At 66.4% G+C, this 23700-nt stretch carries 21 protein-coding genes and 2 riboswitches; of the genes, 3 read left to right on the top strand and 18 right to left on the bottom strand.

What is annotated here, in order from left to right; all coding sequences use genetic code 11:
* Nucleotides 1-26: 26 nt before the first annotated feature.
* Nucleotides 27-341: an AzlD domain-containing protein gene (locus GZ64_RS0111680; RefSeq protein WP_021199608.1), complete on the bottom strand. Its 315-nt coding sequence runs from the start codon at nucleotides 339-341 to the stop codon at nucleotides 27-29.
* Nucleotides 338-1060 carry an AzlC family ABC transporter permease gene (locus tag GZ64_RS0111675; RefSeq protein ID WP_021199607.1) on the bottom strand — a complete coding sequence of 241 codons (723 nt, stop codon included), beginning with the start codon at nucleotides 1058-1060 and terminating at the stop codon, nucleotides 338-340. The genes GZ64_RS0111680 and GZ64_RS0111675 overlap by 4 nt, the downstream gene beginning before the upstream one ends.
* 104 nt (nucleotides 1061-1164) lie before the next feature.
* Here GZ64_RS0111675 and GZ64_RS0111670 point away from each other — a divergent pair, with 104 nt between their 5' ends.
* On the top strand, nucleotides 1165-1713 hold the full coding sequence (locus GZ64_RS0111670) for a helix-turn-helix domain-containing protein (RefSeq protein ID WP_029260342.1): 549 nt from the start codon (nucleotides 1165-1167) through the stop codon (nucleotides 1711-1713).
* 3 nt (nucleotides 1714-1716) lie between these two features.
* Here the strand turns inward: GZ64_RS0111670 and GZ64_RS0111665 are convergent, their stop codons facing one another.
* The 4 genes from GZ64_RS0111665 to typA form a co-directional block, all read right to left on the bottom strand.
* Nucleotides 1717-3342: an MFS transporter gene (locus GZ64_RS0111665; protein ID WP_029260343.1), complete on the bottom strand. Its 1626-nt coding sequence runs from the start codon at nucleotides 3340-3342 to the stop codon at nucleotides 1717-1719.
* Nucleotides 3339-4379: a glutaminase A gene (gene glsA / locus GZ64_RS0111660; protein WP_036331443.1), complete on the bottom strand. Its 1041-nt coding sequence runs from the start codon at nucleotides 4377-4379 to the stop codon at nucleotides 3339-3341. Before glsA ends, GZ64_RS0111665 begins: the two co-directional genes overlap by 4 nt.
* 98 nt (nucleotides 4380-4477) lie before the next feature.
* Nucleotides 4478-5374, bottom strand: a complete 897-nt coding sequence (locus tag GZ64_RS0111655; protein ID WP_029266716.1) for a hypothetical protein — start codon at nucleotides 5372-5374, stop codon at nucleotides 4478-4480.
* Nucleotides 5375-5569: 195 nt separating this feature from the next.
* Nucleotides 5570-7483 (bottom strand): translational GTPase TypA, encoded by a 1914-nt coding sequence (gene typA / locus GZ64_RS0111650; RefSeq protein WP_029260346.1) that lies wholly within the window; start codon nucleotides 7481-7483, stop codon nucleotides 5570-5572.
* Between the two features lie 102 nt (nucleotides 7484-7585).
* Here typA and GZ64_RS0111645 point away from each other — a divergent pair, with 102 nt between their 5' ends.
* Entirely contained in the window at nucleotides 7586-8392 is an 807-nt protein-coding gene (locus GZ64_RS0111645; protein WP_029266714.1) for a CPBP family intramembrane glutamic endopeptidase, read from the top strand.
* Between the two features lie 323 nt (nucleotides 8393-8715).
* The gene (locus GZ64_RS19885) at nucleotides 8716-8970 is read left to right on the top strand and encodes a hypothetical protein (RefSeq protein WP_136025415.1); all 255 of its coding nucleotides are present in this window, start codon (nucleotides 8716-8718) and stop codon (nucleotides 8968-8970) included.
* Between the two features lie 173 nt (nucleotides 8971-9143).
* Here GZ64_RS19885 and GZ64_RS0111635 read toward each other — a convergent pair whose 3' ends face one another.
* The 12 genes from GZ64_RS0111635 to GZ64_RS0111580 form a co-directional block, all read right to left on the bottom strand.
* On the bottom strand, nucleotides 9144-9707 hold the full coding sequence (locus tag GZ64_RS0111635; RefSeq protein ID WP_029266710.1) for a PH domain-containing protein: 564 nt from the start codon (nucleotides 9705-9707) through the stop codon (nucleotides 9144-9146).
* A gap of 2 nt (nucleotides 9708-9709) precedes the next feature.
* Entirely contained in the window at nucleotides 9710-11383 is a 1674-nt protein-coding gene (locus tag GZ64_RS0111630; RefSeq protein ID WP_029266708.1) for a dipeptide ABC transporter ATP-binding protein, read from the bottom strand.
* Nucleotides 11380-12321, bottom strand: coding sequence for an ABC transporter permease (locus GZ64_RS0111625; RefSeq protein WP_029266706.1), 942 nt, complete (start codon nucleotides 12319-12321; stop codon nucleotides 11380-11382). The genes GZ64_RS0111630 and GZ64_RS0111625 overlap by 4 nt, the downstream gene beginning before the upstream one ends.
* Nucleotides 12314-13240, bottom strand: a complete 927-nt coding sequence (locus tag GZ64_RS0111620) for an ABC transporter permease (RefSeq protein ID WP_029266704.1) — start codon at nucleotides 13238-13240, stop codon at nucleotides 12314-12316. Before GZ64_RS0111620 ends, GZ64_RS0111625 begins: the two co-directional genes overlap by 8 nt.
* A gap of 101 nt (nucleotides 13241-13341) precedes the next feature.
* On the bottom strand, nucleotides 13342-14976 hold the full coding sequence (locus tag GZ64_RS0111615) for a peptide ABC transporter substrate-binding protein (RefSeq protein WP_136025414.1): 1635 nt from the start codon (nucleotides 14974-14976) through the stop codon (nucleotides 13342-13344).
* A gap of 217 nt (nucleotides 14977-15193) precedes the next feature.
* Nucleotides 15194-18130, bottom strand: a complete 2937-nt coding sequence (gene gcvP / locus GZ64_RS0111610; protein WP_051667996.1) for an aminomethyl-transferring glycine dehydrogenase — start codon at nucleotides 18128-18130, stop codon at nucleotides 15194-15196.
* Complete coding sequence (gcvH, locus tag GZ64_RS0111605; RefSeq protein WP_021199592.1) at nucleotides 18108-18485, bottom strand: glycine cleavage system protein GcvH; 378 nt, start codon at nucleotides 18483-18485, stop codon at nucleotides 18108-18110. The genes gcvP and gcvH overlap by 23 nt, the downstream gene beginning before the upstream one ends.
* Nucleotides 18482-19606 carry a glycine cleavage system aminomethyltransferase GcvT gene (gene gcvT, locus GZ64_RS0111600; protein ID WP_029266698.1) on the bottom strand — a complete coding sequence of 375 codons (1125 nt, stop codon included), beginning with the start codon at nucleotides 19604-19606 and terminating at the stop codon, nucleotides 18482-18484. The genes gcvH and gcvT overlap by 4 nt, the downstream gene beginning before the upstream one ends.
* A 54-nt stretch (nucleotides 19607-19660) precedes the next feature.
* Nucleotides 19661-19759: riboswitch (glycine riboswitch) on the bottom strand.
* Between the two features lies 1 nt (nucleotide 19760).
* Nucleotides 19761-19855: riboswitch (glycine riboswitch) on the bottom strand.
* A 145-nt stretch (nucleotides 19856-20000) separates the two neighbouring features.
* Nucleotides 20001-20876, bottom strand: a complete 876-nt coding sequence (locus GZ64_RS0111595) for an ABC transporter ATP-binding protein (protein ID WP_051667994.1) — start codon at nucleotides 20874-20876, stop codon at nucleotides 20001-20003.
* Nucleotides 20873-21724: an ABC transporter ATP-binding protein gene (locus GZ64_RS0111590; RefSeq protein ID WP_021199589.1), complete on the bottom strand. Its 852-nt coding sequence runs from the start codon at nucleotides 21722-21724 to the stop codon at nucleotides 20873-20875. Before GZ64_RS0111590 ends, GZ64_RS0111595 begins: the two co-directional genes overlap by 4 nt.
* On the bottom strand, nucleotides 21721-22698 hold the full coding sequence (locus tag GZ64_RS0111585) for an ABC transporter permease (protein WP_021199588.1): 978 nt from the start codon (nucleotides 22696-22698) through the stop codon (nucleotides 21721-21723). Before GZ64_RS0111585 ends, GZ64_RS0111590 begins: the two co-directional genes overlap by 4 nt.
* Entirely contained in the window at nucleotides 22691-23686 is a 996-nt protein-coding gene (locus tag GZ64_RS0111580) for an ABC transporter permease (protein ID WP_021199587.1), read from the bottom strand. Before GZ64_RS0111580 ends, GZ64_RS0111585 begins: the two co-directional genes overlap by 8 nt.
* Nucleotides 23687-23700 lie beyond the last annotated feature (14 nt).

Below are 23700 nucleotides of genomic sequence, written 5' to 3'. Positions count from 1 at the left end.
CGACGAACAGGCGGAGGGGCGCAGCATCAGCCGGCGAGGCCGAACAGGCGCAGCAGGGCGGCGACCAGCGCGGCCGCCACGACGACCACGAGGAACGACTGCCGCAACCACAGGAGCCCACCGGCGACCAGCAGTGCGGGCACACGTGCATCCACGATGATCGCCTGCCCATCGCCGAGGGTCTGGACAGCCACGAGGGCGGCCAGCAGTGCGACCGTCAGAAGATCCGAGATGCGGGCCGTGCGTGGCGCCTCGAGCACCCGGGGAGGAACGAGGTAGCCGGCGGCCTTCAGCGCCAGACAGATCAACGCTGCGAGGAGGATCGCGCTCCACAGGCTCATGAGCTCACCTCCGACCCCGCACCCGACGATGGGCGGCCCGGCGCGGTCGGACGCCCCATCCAGTTGAACCAGCCGACCGCGATAGCGACGACCGCGGCGACGAGCACGGGCAGGCCGGGCATCAGGAACGGAGTGAGGGCCGCGGCGACGACCGCCGCGGCGATGCCGACCGCGATGGCCTGGCGCTGCTGGAGACGAGGCCAGAGCAGGGCCAGAAAGGCGGCGGCTGCCGCCGCATCCAGCCCCCATGTCCGAGGATCTCCGAGCACATCCCCCACCAGCGCTCCGATGAGGGTGGTGATGTTCCAGCCGACGAAGATGCCGATCCCGGTCACCCAGAAGCCGACCTGTCGCAGCCGTGGGTCGCCCTGCGATATCGCCACCGCCGTCGACTCGTCGATCGTGAAATGGGCGGCCGCCGCCTTACGGACGGGACCTCCCCCGACGATCGGTGACATCCGCATGCCGTAGGCGACGTTGCGGACGCCGAGGAGTGCCGCCGAAGCGACCGCCGATGGCAGGGCCGCAAGCCCCCCGGCCGTGAAGACGCCCACGAAGGCGAACTGCGATCCGCCCGTGAACATCAGCAGACTCAGCACACAGGTCTGCCAGACGTCGAGGCCCGATGCCACGGCGAGCGCACCGAACGAGACACCGTACGCACTGGTCGCGATGACGACCCCGAGCGCTTCGCGCCAGACCTCACGCTCCGCGGTCATCAGGCATCCCGCGCATTGTCGTTCGCTCCACTGAACACATGATCATAATTCTGAACAGTCGAGATCGGATAGTCAAGCGAACGAACGTTTGACATGATGAACACATGGAGGAACTCCGCACACGTATCGCCCGCACCCTGCGCCGGGAGCGAGAGACCGCAGGCCTGTCGGTCTCCGAGCTCGCTCGACGCGCCGGCATCTCCAAGGCGACCGTCTCCCAGCTCGAGAGCGGCGCCGGGAACCCCAGCGTCGAGACGCTGTGGGCTCTCGGCGTCGCGCTGGGCGTGCCCTTCGCCGTGCTGGTCGATCAGCAGGCGAACGCACCGACGCTCATCCGCGCCGACGATCTCGCCGGCGTCCCCTCCTCAGCCGCGGCGTACAGTGCGACACTGCTGTCGGCGAGCCCGCCGGGAGCCCGCCGTGACGTCTACCTGATCCAGGCCGAGCCCGGCGATGCCCGCCGTTCCGATCCTCATCACCCCGGGACGATCGAGCACGTGATCCTGATGGCCGGGCAGGCGCGGATCGGCCCGGCGGGTGAACCGGTGCTGCTGAACCCCGGCGACTATCTCACGTACCCCGGCGATGCCCCGCACATCTTCGAGGCGACCGCATCGGGAACCAGCGCCGTGCTCATATCCGAGCTCCGCTGACCGTCATTCCGGACCGGCGGCCGGAGACGGGTCGGGGATCTCGTGCGGCCGGTATTGCGGCAGCCGCGAGGCCGGGAGGATCGCCAGCGCGCTGACCCCCGCCAGCAGCAGCAGGCCGAGCTTGAGCGTGCCGAGACGCGATTCCTCGTTCACCACGACCGCCGCGTCGATCTGCGCGGGCGTCGCGTCGGTCGCTTCGAGCGCGACGCGCAGGTCGTCGTTGCTGATGAAGTTGAGATTGTCCATGTCGACCTGGGCGACGAGCGACGGGGGCAGCTCGGGGTGCTCGACCACGGCACGACCGACACTGAGTCCGAGGAGCGACACCAGAAGTGCGCCCGCCAGCGCGGTGCCGACCGCCGATGCGAGGTTCTGGGTGGTGCCGCGCAGCGACCCGACGTCACCGGCGAGCTCGGCGGGGGCCGCGGTCACGAGCACGTTGAACACCAGCGTGACGAGCGCGCCCTGACCGATGCCGAACACGATGAGCCCGACGATGGTCGGGATCGTCTCCCAGTTGTTGTTCACGACGAACGACAACCACACCAGGGCGACCGTGGTGAGGATGAACCCCACGACACCGATCGTGCGTGGAGGGAAGCGCCGGTACAGTCGCACCACCAGGGTGGCCGTCACGAAGACGGTGAGGTTGAACGGCATCATCGCCATGGAGGTGTCGAACGGCGTACGGCCCTGCACGATCTGGATGTAGAGCGGGATCGTGAAGTTCACGCACGCCTCCAGCGCGACCACGATGAACATGGCGTACACGGCGGCCCGCTCCCGCGAAGAGCCGAGGACGCTCAGGTCGATCAGGGGCACCTTCCCCTCCGCCATCCGCTTCCTCGTCCACAGGAAGAACGCCTGGCCGAGCACGAGGCCGACGACGATGAACACGGGAGCGGGCGAGAGGCCGAGGATGTTGAAGGGAGCGTCGGTCGTCGCCGCCACGGCACCCCAGGAGTTCAGGTTGTTGAAACCCAGCGTCAGCAGCACGATCGCCGCTCCGATCAGCAGCGACGCCACGAGGTCGATGCGGATCGAGGCGTCACCGCGATCACCGCGCAGGGTGAAGCTCAGCGCGAAGACCACCACGGCGATCCCCAGAACGATGAAGAACATCGGGCGCCAGCCGACCAGCGTTCCCAGGGTGCCGCCGATGAGGAAGGCACTCACCCCCGAGATCGCGCGGGCCGAACCGATCGCGCCGATGGCGGTCGCCTGCTGCGGTCCGCGGTAGTTCTCGGCGATGAGTGCGACGATCGACGGCACGATGATCGCCGCGGCTGCTCCCGCGACCGCCTGGCCGGCGATCGCCCACCACACGGTGGGAGCGAGGATCATCATGACCGAGGAGCCTGCGAACAGCGCGATCACGATCCGGAAGATGACGACCCAGCCGATCCGCTGGCCGAGTTTCGCTCCGGTCATCACGAGGGCGGCCACCGCGAGGCCGTACATGACGATGGTGGTGCTCGCGACCGTGGGCGGAACACCGAATTCGCTCACCATGCCGCCGAGCGAGATCGGCAGCGCCGCCACGTTGAACGACATCAGCACCTGAGCGAGGAACAGGCTGACCATCGGCAGCCACGAGGTCTTGGTCGGGCTCTGCACCGTCTGGATCATGAGTGCTCCTGCGGTGCGGTCGAGAGTGCGGGTCGATCTCTGCGCGCCGGGGCGGAGGCGAACAGGTTCAGCCCCAGGACGCGCGACAGATAGCCGATCGCCATCTGCGATCGGATCGAGTTTCCGGCCTCGTCGAGCCGTGGCGAGAAGCCGGCCACCGCCCCCTTCCCGGGGGCGACCGCGACGACGCCTCCGGAGACGCCGGACTTCGCCGGAAGCCCGATCTCGAACAGCCAGTCGCCGGAGCGTTCGTACAGCCCGGTCGACGCGACCACGGCCAGGGTGTCTCGGCACACCTCTTCCGAGACGACCCGCTCACCGCTGACGGGGTTGACTCCCCCGTCGGCGAGCGTCGCCCCCATCACCGCCAGATCGTGAGCCGTCACGGCCAGAGCACACTGACGCGTGTAGACGTCGACCACCTCATCGGGATCCCCCTCGAGCCGACCGTAGCTGCGCAGCAGACGCCCCAGCGCACGATTGCGGTCGTTCGTCTCCGCCTCCGAGGCATAGACGACGCCGTCGAGGCTCAGCGGCCGCCCGGCGAAGGCCGAGAGTCCTTCCCGCACGCGCTCCCACTGCTCGACGGCGGTGCCGCCCGGCATGAGCGCGGTCGTCGCGATGGCACCCGCATTGACCATCGGGTTCATCGGGTGCCCATCGTTGAGCTCGACCGCCATCACGGAGTTGAACGCGAGTCCGGTGTTGTTCACGCCGACGATGTCGCGCACACGTTCGTGGCCGTGCTCCTGGATCGCCAGTGCGTAGACGAACATCTTCGAGATCGACTGGATGGAGAACGGGTGCAGGGCATCGCCGGCGTCGTGCAGCCCGCCGCCGACTTCGATCACCACCAGCCCGAACAGTTCCGGATCCACCTCCGCGAGCACGGGGATGTAGTCGGCGACGCCGCCCGAGTGCTCGCCCGCGTAGCGGGAGTGCGCCTCGCGTACGAGCTCCTCGACGCGATCCCATCCCGGCAGGGTGCCGGTGGAGACCTCCTGCGGAACGCCGCGCCACGCCGTCGGGTCGAGCACTTCTCCTCCTCGGATCCGTGACGCCCCCAGCCGTCAGAGTCACCGTAGCGCTCGACGGCCGCCTTCGGCTAGAGAATCCTCGGCGGGATGACCCGGGATCAGTACCAGTTCATGGCCTGGGAATGCGACCACGCACTGCACGGCGTTCCGTACACCGACGAGATGTATCCGAGACCCCAGGCGACCTGGGTGGCGGCGTTCGTCTGCCAGTCGGAGCCCGCGGACGACATCTTGCTGCCGGGAAGGGCCTGCGGGATGCCGGTGGCGCCGCTCGGGTTGTACGCCTGGTAGTTCCAACGGGACTCCTTGTTCCACAGCGAGTTCAGGCAGGAGAACTGATCGCCGCCCCATCCGTAGGTGCTCGACATGATCTGCTGCGCGGCTGCCTTGGCGCCTTCCGGAGTGTTGGCTGCGGCCAGAGCAGCTGCGGCCTGCTGTTCCGCCGCGGCCTGCGCAGCGGCCTGCTCCGCCGCGACCCTGGCCGCCTCCTCCTCGGCCTCCTTCTGCTGCGCAGCGGTGAGCGCGCTCCGAAGCTCGTCGGTATCGGAGACGACGTTCGCCGTCTCCTCTTCGACCTCGTCGGCGAGGACCCCCACCAGGAGCACCGGCGTCACGTCGATGTCGTCGAGTTTGTCGATGTCCTTCTGCAGGTCGGTGGTGTCGACGGACGTCACCGCGCCGACGTCGAGCCCGGACGCGACGACCTCGGATCCCAGCGTGGATGCCGCCGTCGCGGCATCCTTCGCCTTCGCCAGCGTGGCGGCCGCATCCTCGGTGATCTGCGCGAGGGGTTCTGCACCGGCCAGCGCGGGGGCGGTGACGGCCACCGCGGGGTTGATGGCTCCGACCGCCGGCGCGGACGCGAGGCCGACGCTGAGGGTGATGCCGACCAGGGTGGCGGAGGCGAGGCCGAGGAGGGTCATGGGGCGGTGGGCGGCGGAACGGGCGGACGCCGCCGCGGAGGCGCGCCGAAGCGCACGGGTTTTCTGAAGCATGGGTTCGACTTTCGGGTGGTCGTACGCCCTTGCAGGAGACTCATCGGGAGCTCGTCCCAGGCGCAAGTCAACCACTCTGAACCACGAACCTGAGCGAAAACCATCCCTCACCTGGGATTTACATGAGAAGAGGGCCTCGTGCACGCCTTCCGGCGGCACGAGGCCCTCTCACTCGGAGCTTCGCCGAGTGTGGTCTCAGACGTTCGCGTCCTGACGCTTCAGACGAGCGGTCTCCCGCGCGCGGGTGTTCGCGTCGAGGTTCACCTTGCGGATGCGGACGACCTCGGGGGTCACCTCGACGCACTCGTCGTCGCGGGCGAACTCGAGGCTCTCCTCCAGCGTCAGCTGGCGCGGAGGCGTCATCGACTCGAAGGTGTCGGAGCTCGCCGCACGCATGTTGGTGAGCTTCTTCTCCTTGGTGATGTTCACGTCCATGTCGTCGGCGCGGGAGTTCTCGCCGATGACCATTCCCTCGTAGACCTCCTGCGTGGGCTGCACGAAGAACGACATGCGCTCCTGCAGGGCGATCATCGCGAACGGGGTGACGACGCCCTGGCGGTCGGCGACGATGGAGCCGTTCTGACGCGTCGTGATGGAACCGGCCCACGGCTCGTACCCGTGCGAGATCGCGTTCGCGATTCCGGTACCACGCGTGGTGGTGAGGAACTCGCTACGGAAGCCGATGAGGCCGCGCGACGGGACGATGAACTCCATGCGCACCCAGCCGGTGCCGTGGTTGGTCATGTTCTCCATGCGACCCTTGCGGTTCGCGAGCAGCTGGGTGATCGCCCCGAGGTGCTCCTCCGGAGTGTCGATCGTGAGGTGCTCGAACGGCTCGTAGGTCTTGCCGTCGATCTTCTTCGTGACCACCTGCGGCTTGCCGACGGTGAGCTCGAAACCTTCGCGACGCATGTTCTCGACGAGGATGGCGAGGGCCAGCTCTCCACGGCCCTGCACCTCCCACGCATCCGGACGCCCGATGTCGACGACCTTGAGCGAGACGTTTCCGATGAGCTCCTTGTCGAGACGGTCCTTGACCATGCGAGCAGTGAGCTTGTGCCCCTTGACCTTGCCCATGAGGGGCGAGGTGTTGGTGCCGATCGTCATCGAGATGGCGGGGTCGTCGACCGTGATGGCCGGCAGCGGGCGCACGTCCTCGGGGTCGGCGATGGTCTCGCCGATCGTGATGTTCTCGAAGCCGGCGATGGCGACGATGTCGCCGGGACCGGCGGAATCGGCGGGGTAGCGCTCGAGCGCGCGGGTCTTCAGGAGCTCGGTGATACGCGCGTTCTGGTGCGTGCCGTCGGAACGGACCCAGGCCACGGTCTGGCCCTTCTTCAGCGTGCCGTTGAAGACGCGCAGCAGCGCCAGACGGCCGAGGAAGGGGCTGGAGTCGAGGTTCGTGACCCAGGCCTGCAGCGGGTGCTCGTCGTCGTACTCCGGAGCGGGAACGTGCTCGAGGATCGCCTCGAACAGCGGCTCGAGGTCGTCGTTGTCCGGCAGCGAGCCGTCGGCGGGACGGTTCTGCGATGCCGCACCGGCACGACCGGAGGCGTAGACCACCGGCACGTCGAGGAGCGCGTCGACATCGAGGTCGGGCACATCGTCGACCAGGTCGGAGGCGAGACCCAGCAGCAGGTCGTGCGCCTCTTCCTCGACCTCCGCGATGCGGGCGTCCGGACGATCGGTCTTGTTGACCAGCAGGATGACGGGGAGCTTCGCCTCGAGCGCCTTGCGCAGCACGAAGCGGGTCTGCGGCAGCGGACCCTCGCTCGCGTCGACCAGCAGCACGACACCGTCGACCATGGACAGGCCGCGCTCGACCTCGCCACCGAAGTCGGCGTGACCGGGGGTGTCGATCACGTTAATCGTGATCTCCTTGCCCTGGGCGTGCTTGCCCTTGTATGTGATCGCCGTGTTCTTGGCGAGGATCGTGATGCCCTTCTCACGTTCCAGGTCGTTCGAATCCATGGCGCGCTCATCGACGTGGGCGTGTTCGCCGAAGGAGCCCGTCTGACGCAGCATGGCGTCGACGAGAGTGGTCTTGCCGTGGTCGACGTGCGCGACGATCGCGACGTTGCGGAGGTCAGAACGGAGGGCGTGCGCCATGCAGGTGTCCTAAAAGATGTGGGGTTTCGCCGGGAAGCCGACGTTCCAGGATAACGCAAGCTCAGGGCTTGTTCCTGAAAAGCAGGTCGTAGCATCGAGATCGTGACCCGACCGCAGGCTCCGTGGGACCTCCCCGACCTCTCCCCCGCTCCCTCCCGCGCACGACTGTGGTGGGAGATCGCCATCGTCCTGGCGCTGGGCCTCGGCCAGTCCGCGGTCTACGCGATCGTTCAGCTCGCGTACCGCCTCACGGACGATGTGCCGATCGCCGATCAGGTGGCGAAGCTCAACCCGTCTCGGAGCGACAGGGAGATCTTCGACCTCATCTACCAGGTGCTCGCCATCGGCTTCTCCCTCGTCCCCGTCCTGCTGGTGTGCTTCCTGCTGTGGCAGCCGCGACGCCCCCATCTGGCGCGTCTGGGGCTGGATGGCATCGGTGTCGCGAAGGATGTCGGACGTGGGGTGCTCCTCGTCCTGGCCATCGGAGTCCCCGGACTCGGCCTCTACCTCGCCGGCCGCGCCCTCGGGCTCACGGTCGCGATCGACCCCGCAGGGGTGGGCGCTTTCTGGTGGACCGTTCCCGTCTTGCTGCTGGCCGCCGCCCGAGCCTCCCTACAGGAGGAGTTCGTCGTGCTCGGCTATCTCTTCACCCGGCTCCGGCAGCTCGGGTGGAGTCCGTGGGCGATCATCATCTCCACGTCGATCCTCCGCGCGAGCTATCACCTCTACCAGGGATACCCCGCCTTCATCGGGAATCTGGTGATGGGGCTGCTCTTCGGCTGGCTGTACCAGCGCACGGGCCGACTGATGCCGTTCCTCGTGGCGCACTTCGTGATCGACGCCGCCGCGTTCGTCGGGTATCCGTGGGCGGCGTCGATGTGGCCGGAGTTGTTCGGGTTGCCGGGCTGAGTGTTGGACCGGTGGGATGCCGCTCTCGGCATCCCACCGGTTGACGGCGGCCCTCTCCGGGTGCCATCCGGTCAGTTCAGATCCAGGATCAGCGATACCACGCAGCGATGGTCTCGATTGTGGTTCCGATTCGCGAAACCACGCGGACGACCTCGCCGTCTGACTGCTTGTAGTACACCTTGTTCGCCGTCCACGTCTGACACTTTCCCTTCGCGACGACGAGCCACGGAGTGGTATCGCCGGCCGCATTGCCACCCGAATTCCTGGTGTAGGGCGCGACAGTAATACTCGTCGCGGGGCCACTCGTATAGCAGATCCTGTAAGTGGTGATCTTCACACTATTGGCAGCGTGGTTGGAGAAGTTCGCCGTCACGGTGATCTTGGAGTTGTCCGGAAGCGCGGGCGTAGACGCGAAAGTGTTCGTCAAAGTCGATGAAGTCTTCGTCCCGATGGTCGTCGTGGCCAAGGCGGCCGCACTGGCAGAACTGGCGCCGCCCAATGCCAACGCCAACGCGGATGCGCCTGCGACAAGACCGAGTACGAACTTTCTTTGCTTCATTGCAAAATCCCCCTTTTGATCGATGTCTCTCAGGGGTATCAATTCTGTCGAAGCGAGTCAACGGAATCGGGCGCCGATGGACTTGTTACCGATTGAACCCACCCATATCGCCGACTACCTGTGAACGGTTCGCACGAAAGGGAAGTCCACGATGGCGGAAAGGCACCCTCGAACGGCAGGCGCGTATGCCCTTCAGCCGACGTTGACGACGACGATCGCCCCGACCGCCCAGACCACGATGACGGCGAATGCGATGATCGCCGGGACGTCCCAGGTGCGACGGATCGACGTGTGCGCGGGCGGTGCCGCATCCCAGAGATCACGAATGTCCGTGAGAGCGCGGAGGCCAGCCGGAGCCTTGGGTTCGACCTCATCGCCTCGAGCCGGACGCGGCGGCCGTGCACGAGCAGGGCCGCCGTAGCACGTCAGCTCGCGTCCGTCGTCGAGCGAGAACTGGAGCTGCCAGCGAAGATCGATGTCGCGCACATTGGCCCAACCGAAGCAGGTCCGCCGCAGCATGTTCTGCACCACGACCCCCTCGGATTCCACCCGGACCGAGGAGACGTAGCTCAACTCGTACACGATCCACAGTGCGAGCAGCACCCAAGGCGCGAGGAGCAGCATCTGCGCCCAACTCCCCCGGACGACGGCGTCGCCGAGAAGGAAGAGCGCGAGTAGCGTGCTCGGGATCAGGATGACCAGTCCCGAGGACGCGCGATATGTGCGCGCGCCCTCGGGATGCAGCGGTTCGGTCACCGTCAGCGACCGCCGAGAGGGATCGACGCCCCGGGGATCGCCTTGAGCAGACGGTCGGTGTACTCCTGCTGCGGGTTGGCAAAGATCTCGTCGACGGTCCCCTGCTCGACGATCTTTCCGCTCTCCATCACACAGACGAGGTCGCTCGACACGCGGACGACGGCGAGGTCGTGCGTGATGAACAAGTACGTCAGGTCGAGCTCCGATTGGAGATCGGCCAGGAGCTTCAGCACCTGATCCTGAACGAGCACGTCGAGAGCAGAGACGGCCTCGTCGAGTACGACCATGTCCGGCTTCAACGCGAGCGCGCGTGCGATCGCGACACGCTGCCGCTGACCGCCCGAGAGCTCGTTCGGATACCGCGTCGCGAGCGCGCGCGGAAGCGCCACCTGATCGAGGAGCTCCTCGACGCGTTCACGGTGGGACGCCCGGTCTCCCACACCGTGGATCTGCAGCGGTTCCGCGATCGTGTTGCCGATGTTGCGCAGTGGGTCGAGCGAACCATACGGATCCTGGAAGACCGGCTGCATCCGGCGACGCAGGCCGAAGGACTGGGCGGTCGACAGACCGGAGACGTCCTGCCCATCGATCTCGATGGTGCCGCTCGTCGGATCCTCGAGCTTCAAGACCATCTTCGCGACCGTGGATTTCCCCGAGCCCGACTCACCGACCAGAGCGAGCGTCTTGCCCTTCGGGATCTCGAACGACACATCGTCCACCGCGCGGAACGCTTCGCTGCGGAAGTTCCCCTGGCGGATCTTGTAGTCCTTCGTGAGACCCGCGACACGGACCGCCGGCGGAATGTCGGCGAGGTCCTCGAGGGTTTCGATGCCCCGGTCCTCGACAACCGCCTGAATCCGCTGCGAGGCCACGCTGGGAGCCGCAGCGACGAGCCGCTTCGTGTACGGATGCTGCGGATTCTCGAGGATCTGCCTGCTCGGGCCAGCCTCGACGATGCTCCCGCCGCTCATGACGATGATCTTCTCCGCACGTTCGGCCGCAAGACCGAGGTCGTGGGTGATCAGCAGCACGGAGGTGCCCTTGTCGCGGGTGAGCGAGGCCATGTGATCGAGGATCACGCGCTGCACCGTCACGTCGAGAGCCGAGGTAGGCTCGTCGGCGATCAGCAGCTTGGGGTCGGCCGCGAGTCCGATACCGATGAGAGCACGCTGGCGCATGCCTCCCGAGAACTGATGCGGGTACTGGTGGAGACGGCGCTCTGCATCTGCGAGACCGGCCTGCTTCAAGACCTCCACCGTGCGATCGTTGGCCGCCTGGCGCCCCTTCGCGATGCCGTTCGCACGGACCGCCTCCTTCACCTGGAAGCCGATGCTCCAGACGGGGTTGAGGTTCGACATCGGATCCTGCGGAACGAAGCCGACGTCACGTCCACGGACCTGCTCCATCTCACGACGGCTGAGCTTGGTGAGCTCGCGACCTTCGAGAGTGATCGACCCGTGGGTGATCGTGCCGGTCCCGGGGAGCAGATCGACGATGGCAGTCGCCGTCGTCGACTTGCCCGAGCCGGATTCCCCGACGATCGCCACGGTCTCGCCGGGGAAGATATCGAAGCTGACGCCGTGGAGCACTTCGCGCAGACCCTCTTGAGTACGGAACGCGACCTTGAGGTCGCGAACGCTCAGCAGAGGAACCAGATCGGAGATCACGTCTCTCATCGACGGGCCCTCGCCTTCGGGTCGAGGGCGTCTCGAGTGAGTTCGCCCAGAGTCACGAACGCGAGCACGGCGAGCGTGAGCGCGATCGACGGATAGATGAGTGCCATCGGCGCGACGCGAAGCGCAGCTTGCGCCTGGCTGATGTCGTTGCCCCAGGACATGACGCTGCTGCCGAGGCCGACACCGAGGAAGGACAGTGTGGCCTCTGCGACGATGGCAGCAGCAAGTCCGAGAGTCGAGACGACGAGCAGCGGGGCGATCGCGTTCGGGATGACGTGATTGAGCAGCGTGCGGAACTTGGACTGGCCCAGCGATCGCGAGGCCATCACGAAGTCTGCCTGACGCACGCGGAGGATCTCCGCGCGGACGACACGTGCGGTCGACGCCCAGGCGAAGCCACCGATCGCGAACGCGAGCGTCCACACCGAGCGGGAGTCCGAGAACACCGTCATCACCACGACAGCCGCGAGAATGTACGGGATCGCGAAGAAGATGTCGCCGATACGGGAGAGCAGCGCGTCCAACCAACCACCGTAGAAGCCGGCGAGAGCGCCCATGACGAGGCCGACAAACGACGCGATGATCGTCGCGATGAGACCCACTGCGAGGGAGGTCTGCGCACCCCAGATGATGCGCGAATAGATGTCGCATCCCTGGAAGGTGTAACCGAGCGGATGCCCCGGGGCAGGACCCTCGTTGCTGTACATGAGGTCGCAACTACGGGGGTCGACGTTCGTAAAGAGCGACGGCCATGCGGCGACGACGATGAACAGTGTGGCGAGGACGACCGAGAACCAGAACAATGGTCGACGACGCAGATCCCGCCAGGCGTCGCGCCACAGGTTGCTGGGCTTCTCCGCGATGCGGACGGCATCGACGGTGATCGACTCGGTCTCGACCGGAGCGACGTAGTGCTGTGGAGTCGTGGGGTCAGACATAGCGGATCCTCGGGTCGAGCAGACCATAGAGCAGGTCGACGAGCAGGTTCACCAGGACGTAGAGGATGACGAAAACCGTCACGAACGAGACCACGGTGGGCCCCTCTCCCCTCTGCACAGCCTGGAAGAGAGTGTTACCGACGCCAGGCACGTTGAAGATGCCTTCGGTGACGGTCGCGCCGACGAGCAGCACGCCGAAATTGGTAGCGGAGTTCGTGATCACGGGGATGAGCGAGTTGCGCAGCACGTGCACGGGGATAACTCGACCGCGCGACAGACCCTTGCTGTAGGCCGTGCGCACCCAGTCCTGGTTCAGCGTCTCGATCACGGAACCGCGCATGAGGCGCATACTCACCGCGAAGAGGCTGAATCCGAGAACGAGGGCAGGCAGCCAGAGTCCGCCCCAGTCGTTGTCCGCACCGACGGTCGGTTTGAACCATCCCCACTGAATCGCGAGGAAGTACTGAGCGAGGAAGCAGAGGACGAAGATCGGGATGGCGATCGCGACCAGAGCGACGACAAGGGCAATGTTGTCGAAAGCCTTGCCCTTGCGCAATCCGGAGATCGTTCCGACGATGATCGCGAGCGTGAACTCGATTCCGATCGCCATGATCGCCAGGCGGCCGGTCACGGGAAGGGTGTCGGCGAGCACATCGGCGACCGAACGCCCGGAGAACGTCGTGCCAAGGTCTCCGGTCAGAACACCGGTGATGTAGTACCAGTACTGCACGATGAACGGGTCGTTCAGGTGGTACTGCTCACGGAGCGCCTCGACGAGGGCAGGGTTCGGCGTGCGATCACCGAACAGGGCGAGGATGGGGTCTCCCGGCATCGCGAAGACCAGGAAGTAGATGAGCAGGGTGGCCCCGAAGAACACGGGGATCACCTGCAGGAGACGTCTGAGGATGTAGCTGAGCATCCGCGGTTCCTTCTTGAGAACGGCAAACAGGCAGAACGAGAACAGCCCTGTGAGGCGGTGACGTTGCCGTCACCGCCTCACAGGGATCAGTTCAGTCCGACCTACTTGGCGGCCTTCGTGATCTCGTAGTACAGCGGCACCGAGTTCCAGCCGAACGTGACGTTGTCGACGTTCTCGCTGAATCCACCGGTGACGTTCGAGTACCACAGCGGGATCGCGGGAAGGTCGTTGAACAGAACCTCCTGCGCCTTGGTGAAGTCCTCGATCTGCGCTGCCGAGTCGGGGTTGCTAATGCCGGCGGCGATCAGCTTGTCGAACTCGGGGTTCGAGTAGTCGCCGTCGTTGGATCCGGCGTTCGTGGCGTAGAGCGGGCCCAGGAAGTTGTACAGACCCGGGTAGTCCGCCTGCCAACCCGAACGGGCTGCCGTCTTGATCGAGCGGTTGTTGACCTCTTCACGGATGACCGCGAACGTCGGGTACGGAGCGCCAGAGGCGTCGATGCCGAGGGTGTTCTTGATCTGGTTGGTCACCGCGTCGACCCACTCCTGGTGTCCACCGTCGGAGTTGTAGGCGATCTGGAAGGTGCCCTCCCACGGCGAGATCTTGTCGGCCTCGGCCCACAGTTCCTTCGCCTTCTCGGCGTTGAACTTGAGGACCTCGTTGCCGGGAACGCTGTCGGACCAGCCGTCGATGACCGGCGACGTGAAGTCGACAGCCGGGGTACGGGTTCCGGAGAAGATCTTCTCGGTGACCTGCTCGCGGTCGATCGCCATGGAGATCGCCTGACGACGCAGAATGCCCTCTTCACCGGAGAAGTGCGGGAGGAACTGGCCGATCGTGAACGACTGGAACACAGCCGACGGCTGGTTCACCGCGCGGTCACCCAGCTCATCCTGGAAGGTCGGCAGGGATGCTGCCGGGATCGCGTCGATGACGTCGACCTCTCCGCCGAGCAGATCGGCGTATGCAGCCTCCTGCGTCGCGTAGAAGTTGATGGTGAGGCCGCCGTTGGCAGCCTTGCGTCCACCGTCGTAGTCGTCGTTGCGGACGAGGTCGATCTGCACGTCGTGCTGCCAGGCGTTGTCGCCGTCGAGCTTGTAGGGTCCGTTGCCGATCGGGTTCTCACCGAAGGCGGCCATGTCCTCGAAAGCGACGTCGGGCAGCGGGTAGAAAGCCGAGTAGCCCAGGCGCAGAGCAAAGTCAGACGCAGGCTTGTTCAGCGCGATGGTGAAGGTGTAGTCATCCACCTGCTGCAGGCCGGTGAGCTCGGAGTCCTCGTCGTAGCTGAAGCCCTCGATGTCCTCGAAGAAATAGCTGGAGAGGTGCTTGTTCGAGGCCTTCGCACCCTCGTTCCACGCCTTGATGAAGTTGTCTGCAGTGACCTCTTCACCGTCGGTGAAGGTCTCGCCCTTCTTGAGCTTGACGGTGAGGTGTTGGGGGTCCTCGGTGGTGATCTCCTCAGCCACGTCGTTGACCGGCTTGCCGTCGGCGTCGTAGTAGATGAGCCCAGCGAAGATCTCGTCGAGGATCTTTCCGCCACCGACCTCGTTGGTGTTGGTCGGGATGAGCGGGTTCTCCGGCTCGGATCCGTTCGTCGTGATGATAGCGTCCGCGTCGACGTTGCCGCCGGCGTCGCCCTTCGAGTCGTTTCCGCCACCGCTGGCGCAGCCCGCCAGCGCCAGCGCGCCGATCACGAACAACGCGGTGCCCGCAAGGGCGATCTTGTTGCGCTTCACTTTGTGTCCTCCTGTGGACATTCGGGGTTCTGCGTGCGCATCGTCGAGCACGCAGGGATACCTGAGAGTAACCCGCGCCTCTGTCGCAGCCGCCCTCAGCTAACGAACTGTTACTGAGTGGTGACCATCTGTAACACCGGGGAAACACCACGAAACAGAAGACGGTGCCGCGCTCCACACGGAAGCGCGACACCGTCTGCTCGGATGAGCACGAGGCTCAGGCGAAGGCCTCCACGGGCGGGCAGGCGCACACCAGGTTGCGGTCGCCGTAGGCCTGGTCGATGCGGCGCACGGGCGGCCAGTACTTTCCGGTGACCAGCGCATGCACCGGGTAGGCGGCGTCCTCGCGCGAATACGCGTGGTTCCACTCCCCCGCGATGAGCGAGACCGCAGTGTGCGGCGCGTGCACCAGCGGATTGTCATCGGCCGGCCAGCGACCGGCAGCGACGGCCTCCGCTTCGGCCTTGATCATGATCATCGCTTCGATGAAGCGCTCGATCTCGTCGAGGTCCTCCGACTCCGTCGGCTCGACCATCAGGGTTCCCGCGACGGGGAACGACATGGTCGGCGCGTGGAAGCCGTAGTCGATGAGGCGCTTGGCGACGTCATCGACCGTGATGCCGGTGGCTTCCTTGAGCGGACGCAGGTCGAGGATGCACTCATGAGCGACGCGGCCGTTCTCACCGGTGTACAGCACCGGGAAGTGGCTGCCGAGACGCTCCGCGATGTAGTTCGCCGAGAGGACGGCAGCGGCGGTGGCGCGACGCAGCCCGTCGGCGCCCATCATGCGCACGTACGCCCACGAGATCGGCAGGATCCCCGCGGACCCGTAGGGAGCGGCGGAGATCACACCGCCCTCGAACGTGAAGCCGCCGAAGTGCTCCGCGCTCTGCGCGAGGGGGTGCGAAGGCAGGAACGGTGCGAGGTGCGACTTCGCCGCGACCGGCCCGATGCCGGGGCCGCCGCCGCCGTGCGGGATCGCGAACGTCTTGTGCAGGTTGAGATGCGAGACGTCGCCGCCCAGGTCACCGAAGCGCGCATAGCCGAGCAGGGCGTTGAGGTTGGCGCCGTCGACGTACACCTGCCCACCGGCGTCATGCACGGCGGCCGTGATCTCCACGACCTGCTCCTCGTACACACCGTGCGTGGAGGGGTAGGTGATCATCAGGGCCGACAACTCGTCGGCGTGCTGGGCGATCTTCGCGCGCAGGTCGTCGAGATCGACGTTGCCGAGTTCGTCCGTCGCGACGACGACGACCTTCATGCCGGCGAGCACGGCCGAAGCCGCATTCGTGCCGTGTGCCGACGACGGGATGAGGCAGACCGTGCGATGCGTGTCGCCGTTCGCGTGGTGGTACCCGCGGATGGCGAGGAGACCCGCCAGCTCGCCCTGCGAGCCGGCGTTCGGCTGCAACGAGACCGCGTCGTAGCCGGTGACCTCGGCGAGCCAGCCCTCGAGCTGACCGATGAGCTCGAGGTAGCCCTGCACATCGGCGGCCGGAGCGAACGGGTGGATGCCCGCGAACTCGGGCCACGTGATGGCGGCCATCTCGGTCGCGGCGTTGAGCTTCATGGTGCACGATCCCAGGGGGATCATGCCGCGATCGAGCGCGTAGTCACGGTCGGAGAGGCTCTTCAGATACCGCATCATGGCGGTCTCCGAGCGATGCGAGTGGAAGACCGGGTGCGTGAGGTACTCGTCCTGACGCCGCAAGTCGTTCGGGAGCGCCCGCAGCTTGTCGTTGCCGAAGAGACCGAACGCCCGCTCGTTCTTGCCGCCGAAGACCATGGCGACCTGGTGCAGCTCGCCGAGAGTCGTGGTCTCGTCGACCGCGATGCCGACCGTGTCGGCGTCGGCGACGTGCAGCAGGATGCCGTAGCCGTCGTGCGCCTGCGCGGCGTACTCGGCCGCCCGACCGGGAACACGCACCTGCACGGTGTCGAAGAACTCCGCGTGCACGACTTCGGCACCGGAATCGACCAGCCAGTCACGCAACAGGGCGGCCTTCGCGGTCGTCTGGGTCGCGATCTCGCGCAGCCCGTCAGGGCCGTGGTACACCGCGTACATCGATGCCATGACGGCCAGCAGCACCTGGGCGGTGCAGATGTTCGACGTCGCCTTCTCGCGACGGATGTGCTGTTCGCGCGTCTGCAGCGAGAGCCGGTACGCGGGCTTGCCGTCGGCATCGACCGACACTCCCACGAGTCGACCGGGCAGCTGACGCTCGAGGCCGGAGCGGACCGCCATATAGCCGGCGTGCGGCCCGCCGAAGCCCATCGGCACGCCGAAGCGCTGGGTCGTGCCGACCGCCACGTCGGCGCCGAGGGATCCGGGCGAGGCGATCAGGGTGAGTGCGAGCAGATCCGCCGCCGCGACGGCGAGAGCACCGGAGAGGTGCGCGGCGTCGAAGACGGCGGACGGGTCCCAGACCCGTCCGGATGCCCCGGGGTACTGGACGAACACACCGAACAGGTCGGCCGGCAGCTCCTCGCCAGCGGCGAAATCGACCGTGACGATCTCGATACCCAGGGCCTCCGCACGCGTGTCGAGCATCGCCCTGGTCTGCGGGAGGGCATCGGCGTCGACCGCGAACACGGTCGACGCCGACTTCGAGGCACGACGGGCGAGCAGCATCGCCTCGACGACCGCGGTCGACTCGTCGAGCATCGACGCGTTGGCCGTGGTCAGCCCGGTGAGCTCGGCGACCATCGTCTGGAAGTTGATGAGCGCCTCCAGACGCCCCTGGGAGATCTCCGGCTGGTACGGCGTGTACGCCGTGTACCAGGAGGGGTTCTCCAGCACGTTGCGCTGGATCACCTGCGGCGTGATGGTGCCGTAGTATCCCAAGCCGATCATCGGGCGGTTCACGGTGTTGCGCGAAGCGAGCGTCCGGAGCTCGGCGAGAGCCTCGGTCTCGCTCGCCGCGGACGGGATGAGCGAGGGCGCATCCGTGGCCTCGGCAGACGGACCGGTGTAGATCGACGCCGGCACGGCCTGGCGCATGAGCGCCTCTACCGGACTCAGCGCAGAGTCGGCTGCGGTGGTGTCGAGACCGAGGGCGGCGAGCATCGTGCGCTGCGCGGCATCCGTGGGTCCGATGTGACGATCGGCGAAAGTGACCACTGGAGAATCACCCCTCCGTGAGAGCGACATAGGCGTCGCGGTCGAGCAGACCGTCGAGAGCACCGGCGGCAACGGTGACCTTGAGCAGCCATCCGCCCTCGAACGGCGCCGCGTTGACGAGCGACGGGTCATCCACCGCTGCGTCGTTGATCTCGACGACCGTGCCCGAGACGGGAGCATAGAGCTCGCCGACCGACTTCGTCGATTCGATCTCGCCGACGACCGCTCCTGCGGTGACCTCGGTGCCGACTGCGGGGAGCTCGACGAACACGACGTCGCCCAGCTTCTCGGCGGCGTAGTCGGTGATCCCGATGGTCACGGTGTCGCCGTCAGCGGCGATCCACTCGTGCTCTTCGGTGTAGTGGAGTGCGGCGAGATCGGTCATTTGGTCCTCCGGTAGAAAGGCAGGGCGGTCACGGTCGCGGGGATTCTGGTTCCCCGCACATCAAGGAATACTGCGGTTCCCTCTTCCGCGGAAGACGGGGTCACGTAGGCCATCGCGATCGGATGACCGAGCGTGGGGCTGAGCGCGCCGCTCGTGATCTCACCGAGCACCGACCCGTGTTCGTCGACCACGGCGTAGCCGGCGCGACCGGCGCGCTTGCCCTCGGCGACGAGTCCGACCAGGACCGGCGCTTCCGATGCGTCGGCCGACTCCGCAGCGGCGGAGAGAGCGGCCTTGCCGACGAACTGCTCCTTCGCGCTCACGACCACCCGGCCAAGGCCCGCCTGCGCCGGCCGGGTGTCGAGGCTCAGCTCGTGGCCGTACAGGGGCATACCCGCCTCGAGCCGCAGGGTGTCGCGCGCGGCGAGTCCGGCGGGGACGAGGCCGTGCGGTGCGCCCGCGGCGAGGAGCGCATCCCAGAGCGACGCGGCGCGGTCGGCGGCGACCAGAAGCTCGAAGCCGTCCTCGCCGGTGTAACCGGTGCGCGCGAGGAGGACGGGCACGCCGTCGTAGTTCGCGGACGCCCAGGCGTAGTACTTCTGCTCGGTCCAGGGAATGCTGACGTCTGTGATGCCCGGGGTCTCGGCGAGGATGGCCTCGGCATTCGGTCCCTGCACGGCGATGAGTGCATAGTCGTCGGAGACGTCCTGCACCACGACGTCGAAGCCGTCGGTGCGATCGCGCAGAGCAGCAGAGACGGCGTCGCGGTTGCCCGCGTTGGAGATGATGAGGAAGTCGTCGCCCTCGAGGCGATAGACGATCACGTCGTCGATGATCCCGCCGGACTCGGCGAGCAGGAGCGAGTACTTCGCCTTCCCGACGGCCAGCGCCGACAGGCGGCCGGCCAGGGCGTTGTCGAGGAAATCGGCGGCTCCGCTGCCCTGGACCGTGAACTCGGCCATGTGCGAGATGTCGAAGATGCCCGCGCTCTGGCGCACGGCGTGGTGTTCGGCGAGGTCGGAGGTGTACCGCACCGGCATCTGCCAGCCGCCGAAGTCGGTGAACGATGCGCCCAGCGCCTCATGGCGTGCGCGCAGCGGGGTGTAGCGGGGGTCGGACATGGAGTTCTCCCGGGCTGTGTCGGGCGGAACGGCGGCACCGTCGTTCCTCGGAACTCCCCCTCTGTCATGGGCCTGAGAGCTTCACCCGTGCACGGAGGCGGGGCTTTCACCGTCGGCGGATCCGCAGAGTCGCCGGATCGCTTTTCAGAGTGGCCGGAACCGCGCGGTACGCGTACCTGAGAGATTGGCGGGGAGGCTTGCTCCTTCGGTGCCCGGCTGCGTTCGCCGGGGCTCTCCCGCGTGGTTCATTCGGCCTGTCTTCAATTGTGGGTCCAGTCTAGCCGGTCGGATCCTCGGTGCCGGATTCTCCGGAAGCGCGTTCGAATCGCGCGAATGGTCCCGTTCCGGGGTCAGACGCGACCATTCACGCGATTCGAAGGCGGAGCGCCGGCCGTCAGCGGGTGATGCCGAGTTCGGCCCGCACCTCGTCGCGCAGGCGGCCGAGGTTGTCGGGTTCTGGTGCGGCACCGAGGAGCGTCCTGGTGTATTCGTGCTGCGGGTTGAGGATGACCTCGTCCGCGGGGCCGCGCTCGACGACGTCACCCTTGTAGAGCACCATGATCTCATCCGAGAAGTGCCTCGCCGTGGCCAGGTCGTGTGTGATGTACAGCACACCCAGGTTCTCCTCGCGCTGCAGATCTGCGAGAAGGTTCAACACCCCCAGCCGGATCGACACGTCCAGCATCGAGACCGGCTCGTCGGCGACGATGAACCGGGCGCCCGGGGCGAGAGCCCGCGCGATCGCGACACGCTGTCGCTGCCCGCCCGAGAGCTCGTGCGGGCGCCGCTCCGCGAAACTCTCCCCTGGGGTCAGACGCACCCGCTCCAACAGCTCCACCGCGCGCTCCCGCACCTGCGCCCGCGACAGCTCCGGGTGGTGCAGACGGATCGGCCGCTCCAGATGATGAACGATCGTGTGGAACGGGTTCAACGACGCGAACGGGTCCTGGAACACCATCTGCACGTCCGCGCGGTACCGCTCCAACGCGCGCCCCCGAGCCCCGGACGCCTTCCCGTCCAACAGGATCTCGCCGCTGGTGGGCGTCTCCAGCTTCATCAGCATCCGGGCGATCGTCGACTTCCCCGACCCCGACTCCCCCACCAGGGCGACCGTCTTGCCCGCCTCGATGGTGAACGACACGTCCTTCACCGCATGGAGGATGCTGGTCTTGAATCCCGACCGCAGGTGGAAATCCTTCACCAGATTCCGCGCCTCCAACGTCGCCACCTGCGGCACGGCCGCGGTGGAGCTCGTGATGCTCGTGGTCATCGGACGCCCTCCTGGCTCACACCGGTGCGGACGAAGTCGCCCCGCTCGCCCTTGAGCGACGGGAAGCTCGACAGCAACCGCTTCGTGTACTCGTGCTGCGGAGTCCGGTAGATCTCCTCCGCCGTTCCCTCCTCGACGATCTGCCCCTGCAACATGATCGCGATCCGATCACTGATCTCGATCAGCATCGGCAGATCATGCGTGATGAAGATCACCGCGAATCCGAGCTTCTCCCGCAGCCGCATGATCTCCCGGATGATGCCCCGCTGCACGACCACGTCCAGCGCCGTGGTCGGCTCGTCCATGATCATCACCTGCGGATCGAGGGCCAGAGCCATCGCGATCATCATGCGCTGCCGCATGCCACCCGACAGCTCATGCGGGAAACTCGACAGGCGGTTGGGGTCCACGCCGACGAGCGTCAGCAGTTCCTCCGCCCGCGCGGTCTTCGCCTTCTTGCTCATCCCGGGCCGGTGCGTGTCGAAGATGTCGAAGATCTGTGCCTTGACACTGATCACCGGGTTCAACGAGTTCATCGCCCCCTGGAACACCATCGAGATCTTGTCCCACCGGAACGCGCGCAGACCCTCGCCGTCCAGTCCCACAATGTCGATGTCATGACCATCCCGGTCATGGAACACGATCTCCCCGCCCGTCATCAGAGCCGGAGCCTTGAGCAGACGGTTCATGCCGTAGGCCAGGGTCGTCTTCCCGCAGCCCGACTCCCCCGCCAACCCCAGGATCTCGCCCCGGTTCAACGTCAGCGACACATCCCGCACGGCCTTCACCGGCGGATCCACCTCATACTCGATCGACACGTTCCGCGCCGTCAGGACCGGCTCGCTCATGCGGTGACTCCCTTGGTCTTGGCGGCCTTGCGCACACGCCGCGCGGCTTCGGGCGCATTGCGCAGCTTCGGATTGATGACCTCGTCGATCGCGAAGTTGATGAGCGACAGGCCGGCACCGAGAATCGCGATCATGAGCCCCGGCGGGACGAACCACCACCAGGCACCGCGTCCGAGGGCCTGCCCCGACTGCGCGTCGTTGAGGATCGATCCCCACGTGATCGAGGAGTTGGGGCCGAGACCGAGGTAGGACAGGCCGGCCTCTCCGAGGATCGCGAAGATGATCGCGAAGAGGAACTGGGCCGTGAGCAGCGGCAGGAGATTCGGCATGATCTCGACCAGGATCACGCGGAACGACCGCTCCCCTGCGACCTTCGACGCATAGACATAGTCACGCGTGCGGAGCGATCGTGTCTGGAGCCGGAGCACATATGCCGCCCCGGCCCAGGAGGTGATGCCGAGCACGAACGCGACGAGCTGCCAACTGCGCTGCGGCACGAACGAGGCGATGACCATCACCAGCGGAAGCCCGGGGATCACGATCATCACGTTCGTGAGGAGTGCGAGACCGTCTTCGCGCCAGCCGCCCAGATATCCGGCCAGAACGCCGAAGAACAACGACAGCACGATCGCGATGCCGCCGGCGGTCACACCGATGAGCAGGGACCCCTGAGCGCCGATCGCCAGTTGCGCGAACATGTCGTTGCCGAGCTTGGTGGTGCCGAGCCAGTGTTCCGCGGAGGGCGGCTGGAGCGCAGGGTTCGCCGTGCTGCGCGGGTCCTGCGAGAAGATCGGCGCGATGATCGCGAACAGCACGATGGCCGCGACCAGGATCACGCCGACGATGAACTTCGGCGAAGTGCTGGGAAGGATGCGACGACGCTTGCGCCCCTGCTGCGTGGCGAGCGAGACCGTGCTGGCCGGGGCGGTGACGGGTGGCTCCTGCGTCAGGAGCGGGTTCTTCGTGTCAGACATTCTGGCGAGCCCTCGGGTCGATGAAGCCATAGACGAGGTCCATGATGAAGTTGGCGGCGAGCACCGTCAGGGTGATGACGAGGAACAGTCCCTGCATCAGCGCGTAGTCGTTGTTGGTCACAGCCTGGAACATCAGCTTGCCGATTCCGGGGTAGGTGAACACCTGCTCCATCACGATCGAGCCGGCGACCACGAAACCGAGCGTGATCGAGAAGCCCGCGATCGAGGGGATCGCCGCATTGCGGGCCGCGTAGGTGGTGAGCACGCGACGGGGCCGGAGACCCTTCGCCTCCGCCGTCAGCACGTAGTCCTCGGCGAGCGTGGAGACCATCATGTTGCGCATGCCGAACATCCACCCGCCGACCGAGCTGATCACGATCGTGATAGCGGGCAGGATCGCGTGCGCGACGGCGTCGGTGAAGAACGCCCAGGTCGGCTCGGGGCCGTCCGGGTAGTCGAAGACGTCGTACCCGCCGAAGATCGGGAACCAGCCGAGACCGACCGCGAACACCGAGACGAGGATCAGCGCCAACCAGAAGTACGGGATCGACTGGAGCACAGTCGTGACGGGGATCAGGTGGTCGACCCAGGTGCCTCGCTTCCATCCGGCCCAGGCGCCGAGCACGACGCCGAGGACGAAGGAGATGACGGTCGCGGTGCCGACCAGGACGAGCGTCCAGGGAAGCGCACCGGCGATGAGCTCCGTCACCGGAGTGGGGAACTTGGTGACCGATACTCCGAGATCGCCCTGGAACATGCGTCCCCAGTAGGACAGATACTGCTCCCAGAGAGAGGAATCGTCGCCGCCGAGCAGGAGCTTGATGTTGCGGATGGCGGTCTCGGAGACCTCACCGCCTGCTCGCTGCATCTTGGCGATCATGATGTCGGCCGGGTTCCCCGGCATGAGCCGGGGAAGAAGGAAGTTGATGGAGATCGCGGCCCAGAGCGTGAACGCGTAGAACCCGATTCTTCGTGCATAGAACTTCATGTCACTGTTTTCCT

It is taken from the genome of Microbacterium sp. Cr-K32, assembly GCF_000708345.1.
In the GTDB taxonomy this organism is placed as follows: Bacteria; Actinomycetota; Actinomycetes; order Actinomycetales; family Microbacteriaceae; genus Microbacterium; species Microbacterium maritypicum_A.
Note: the sequence above shows the minus strand (reverse complement) of the source record. Positions and strands in the feature narration are given on the sequence as shown.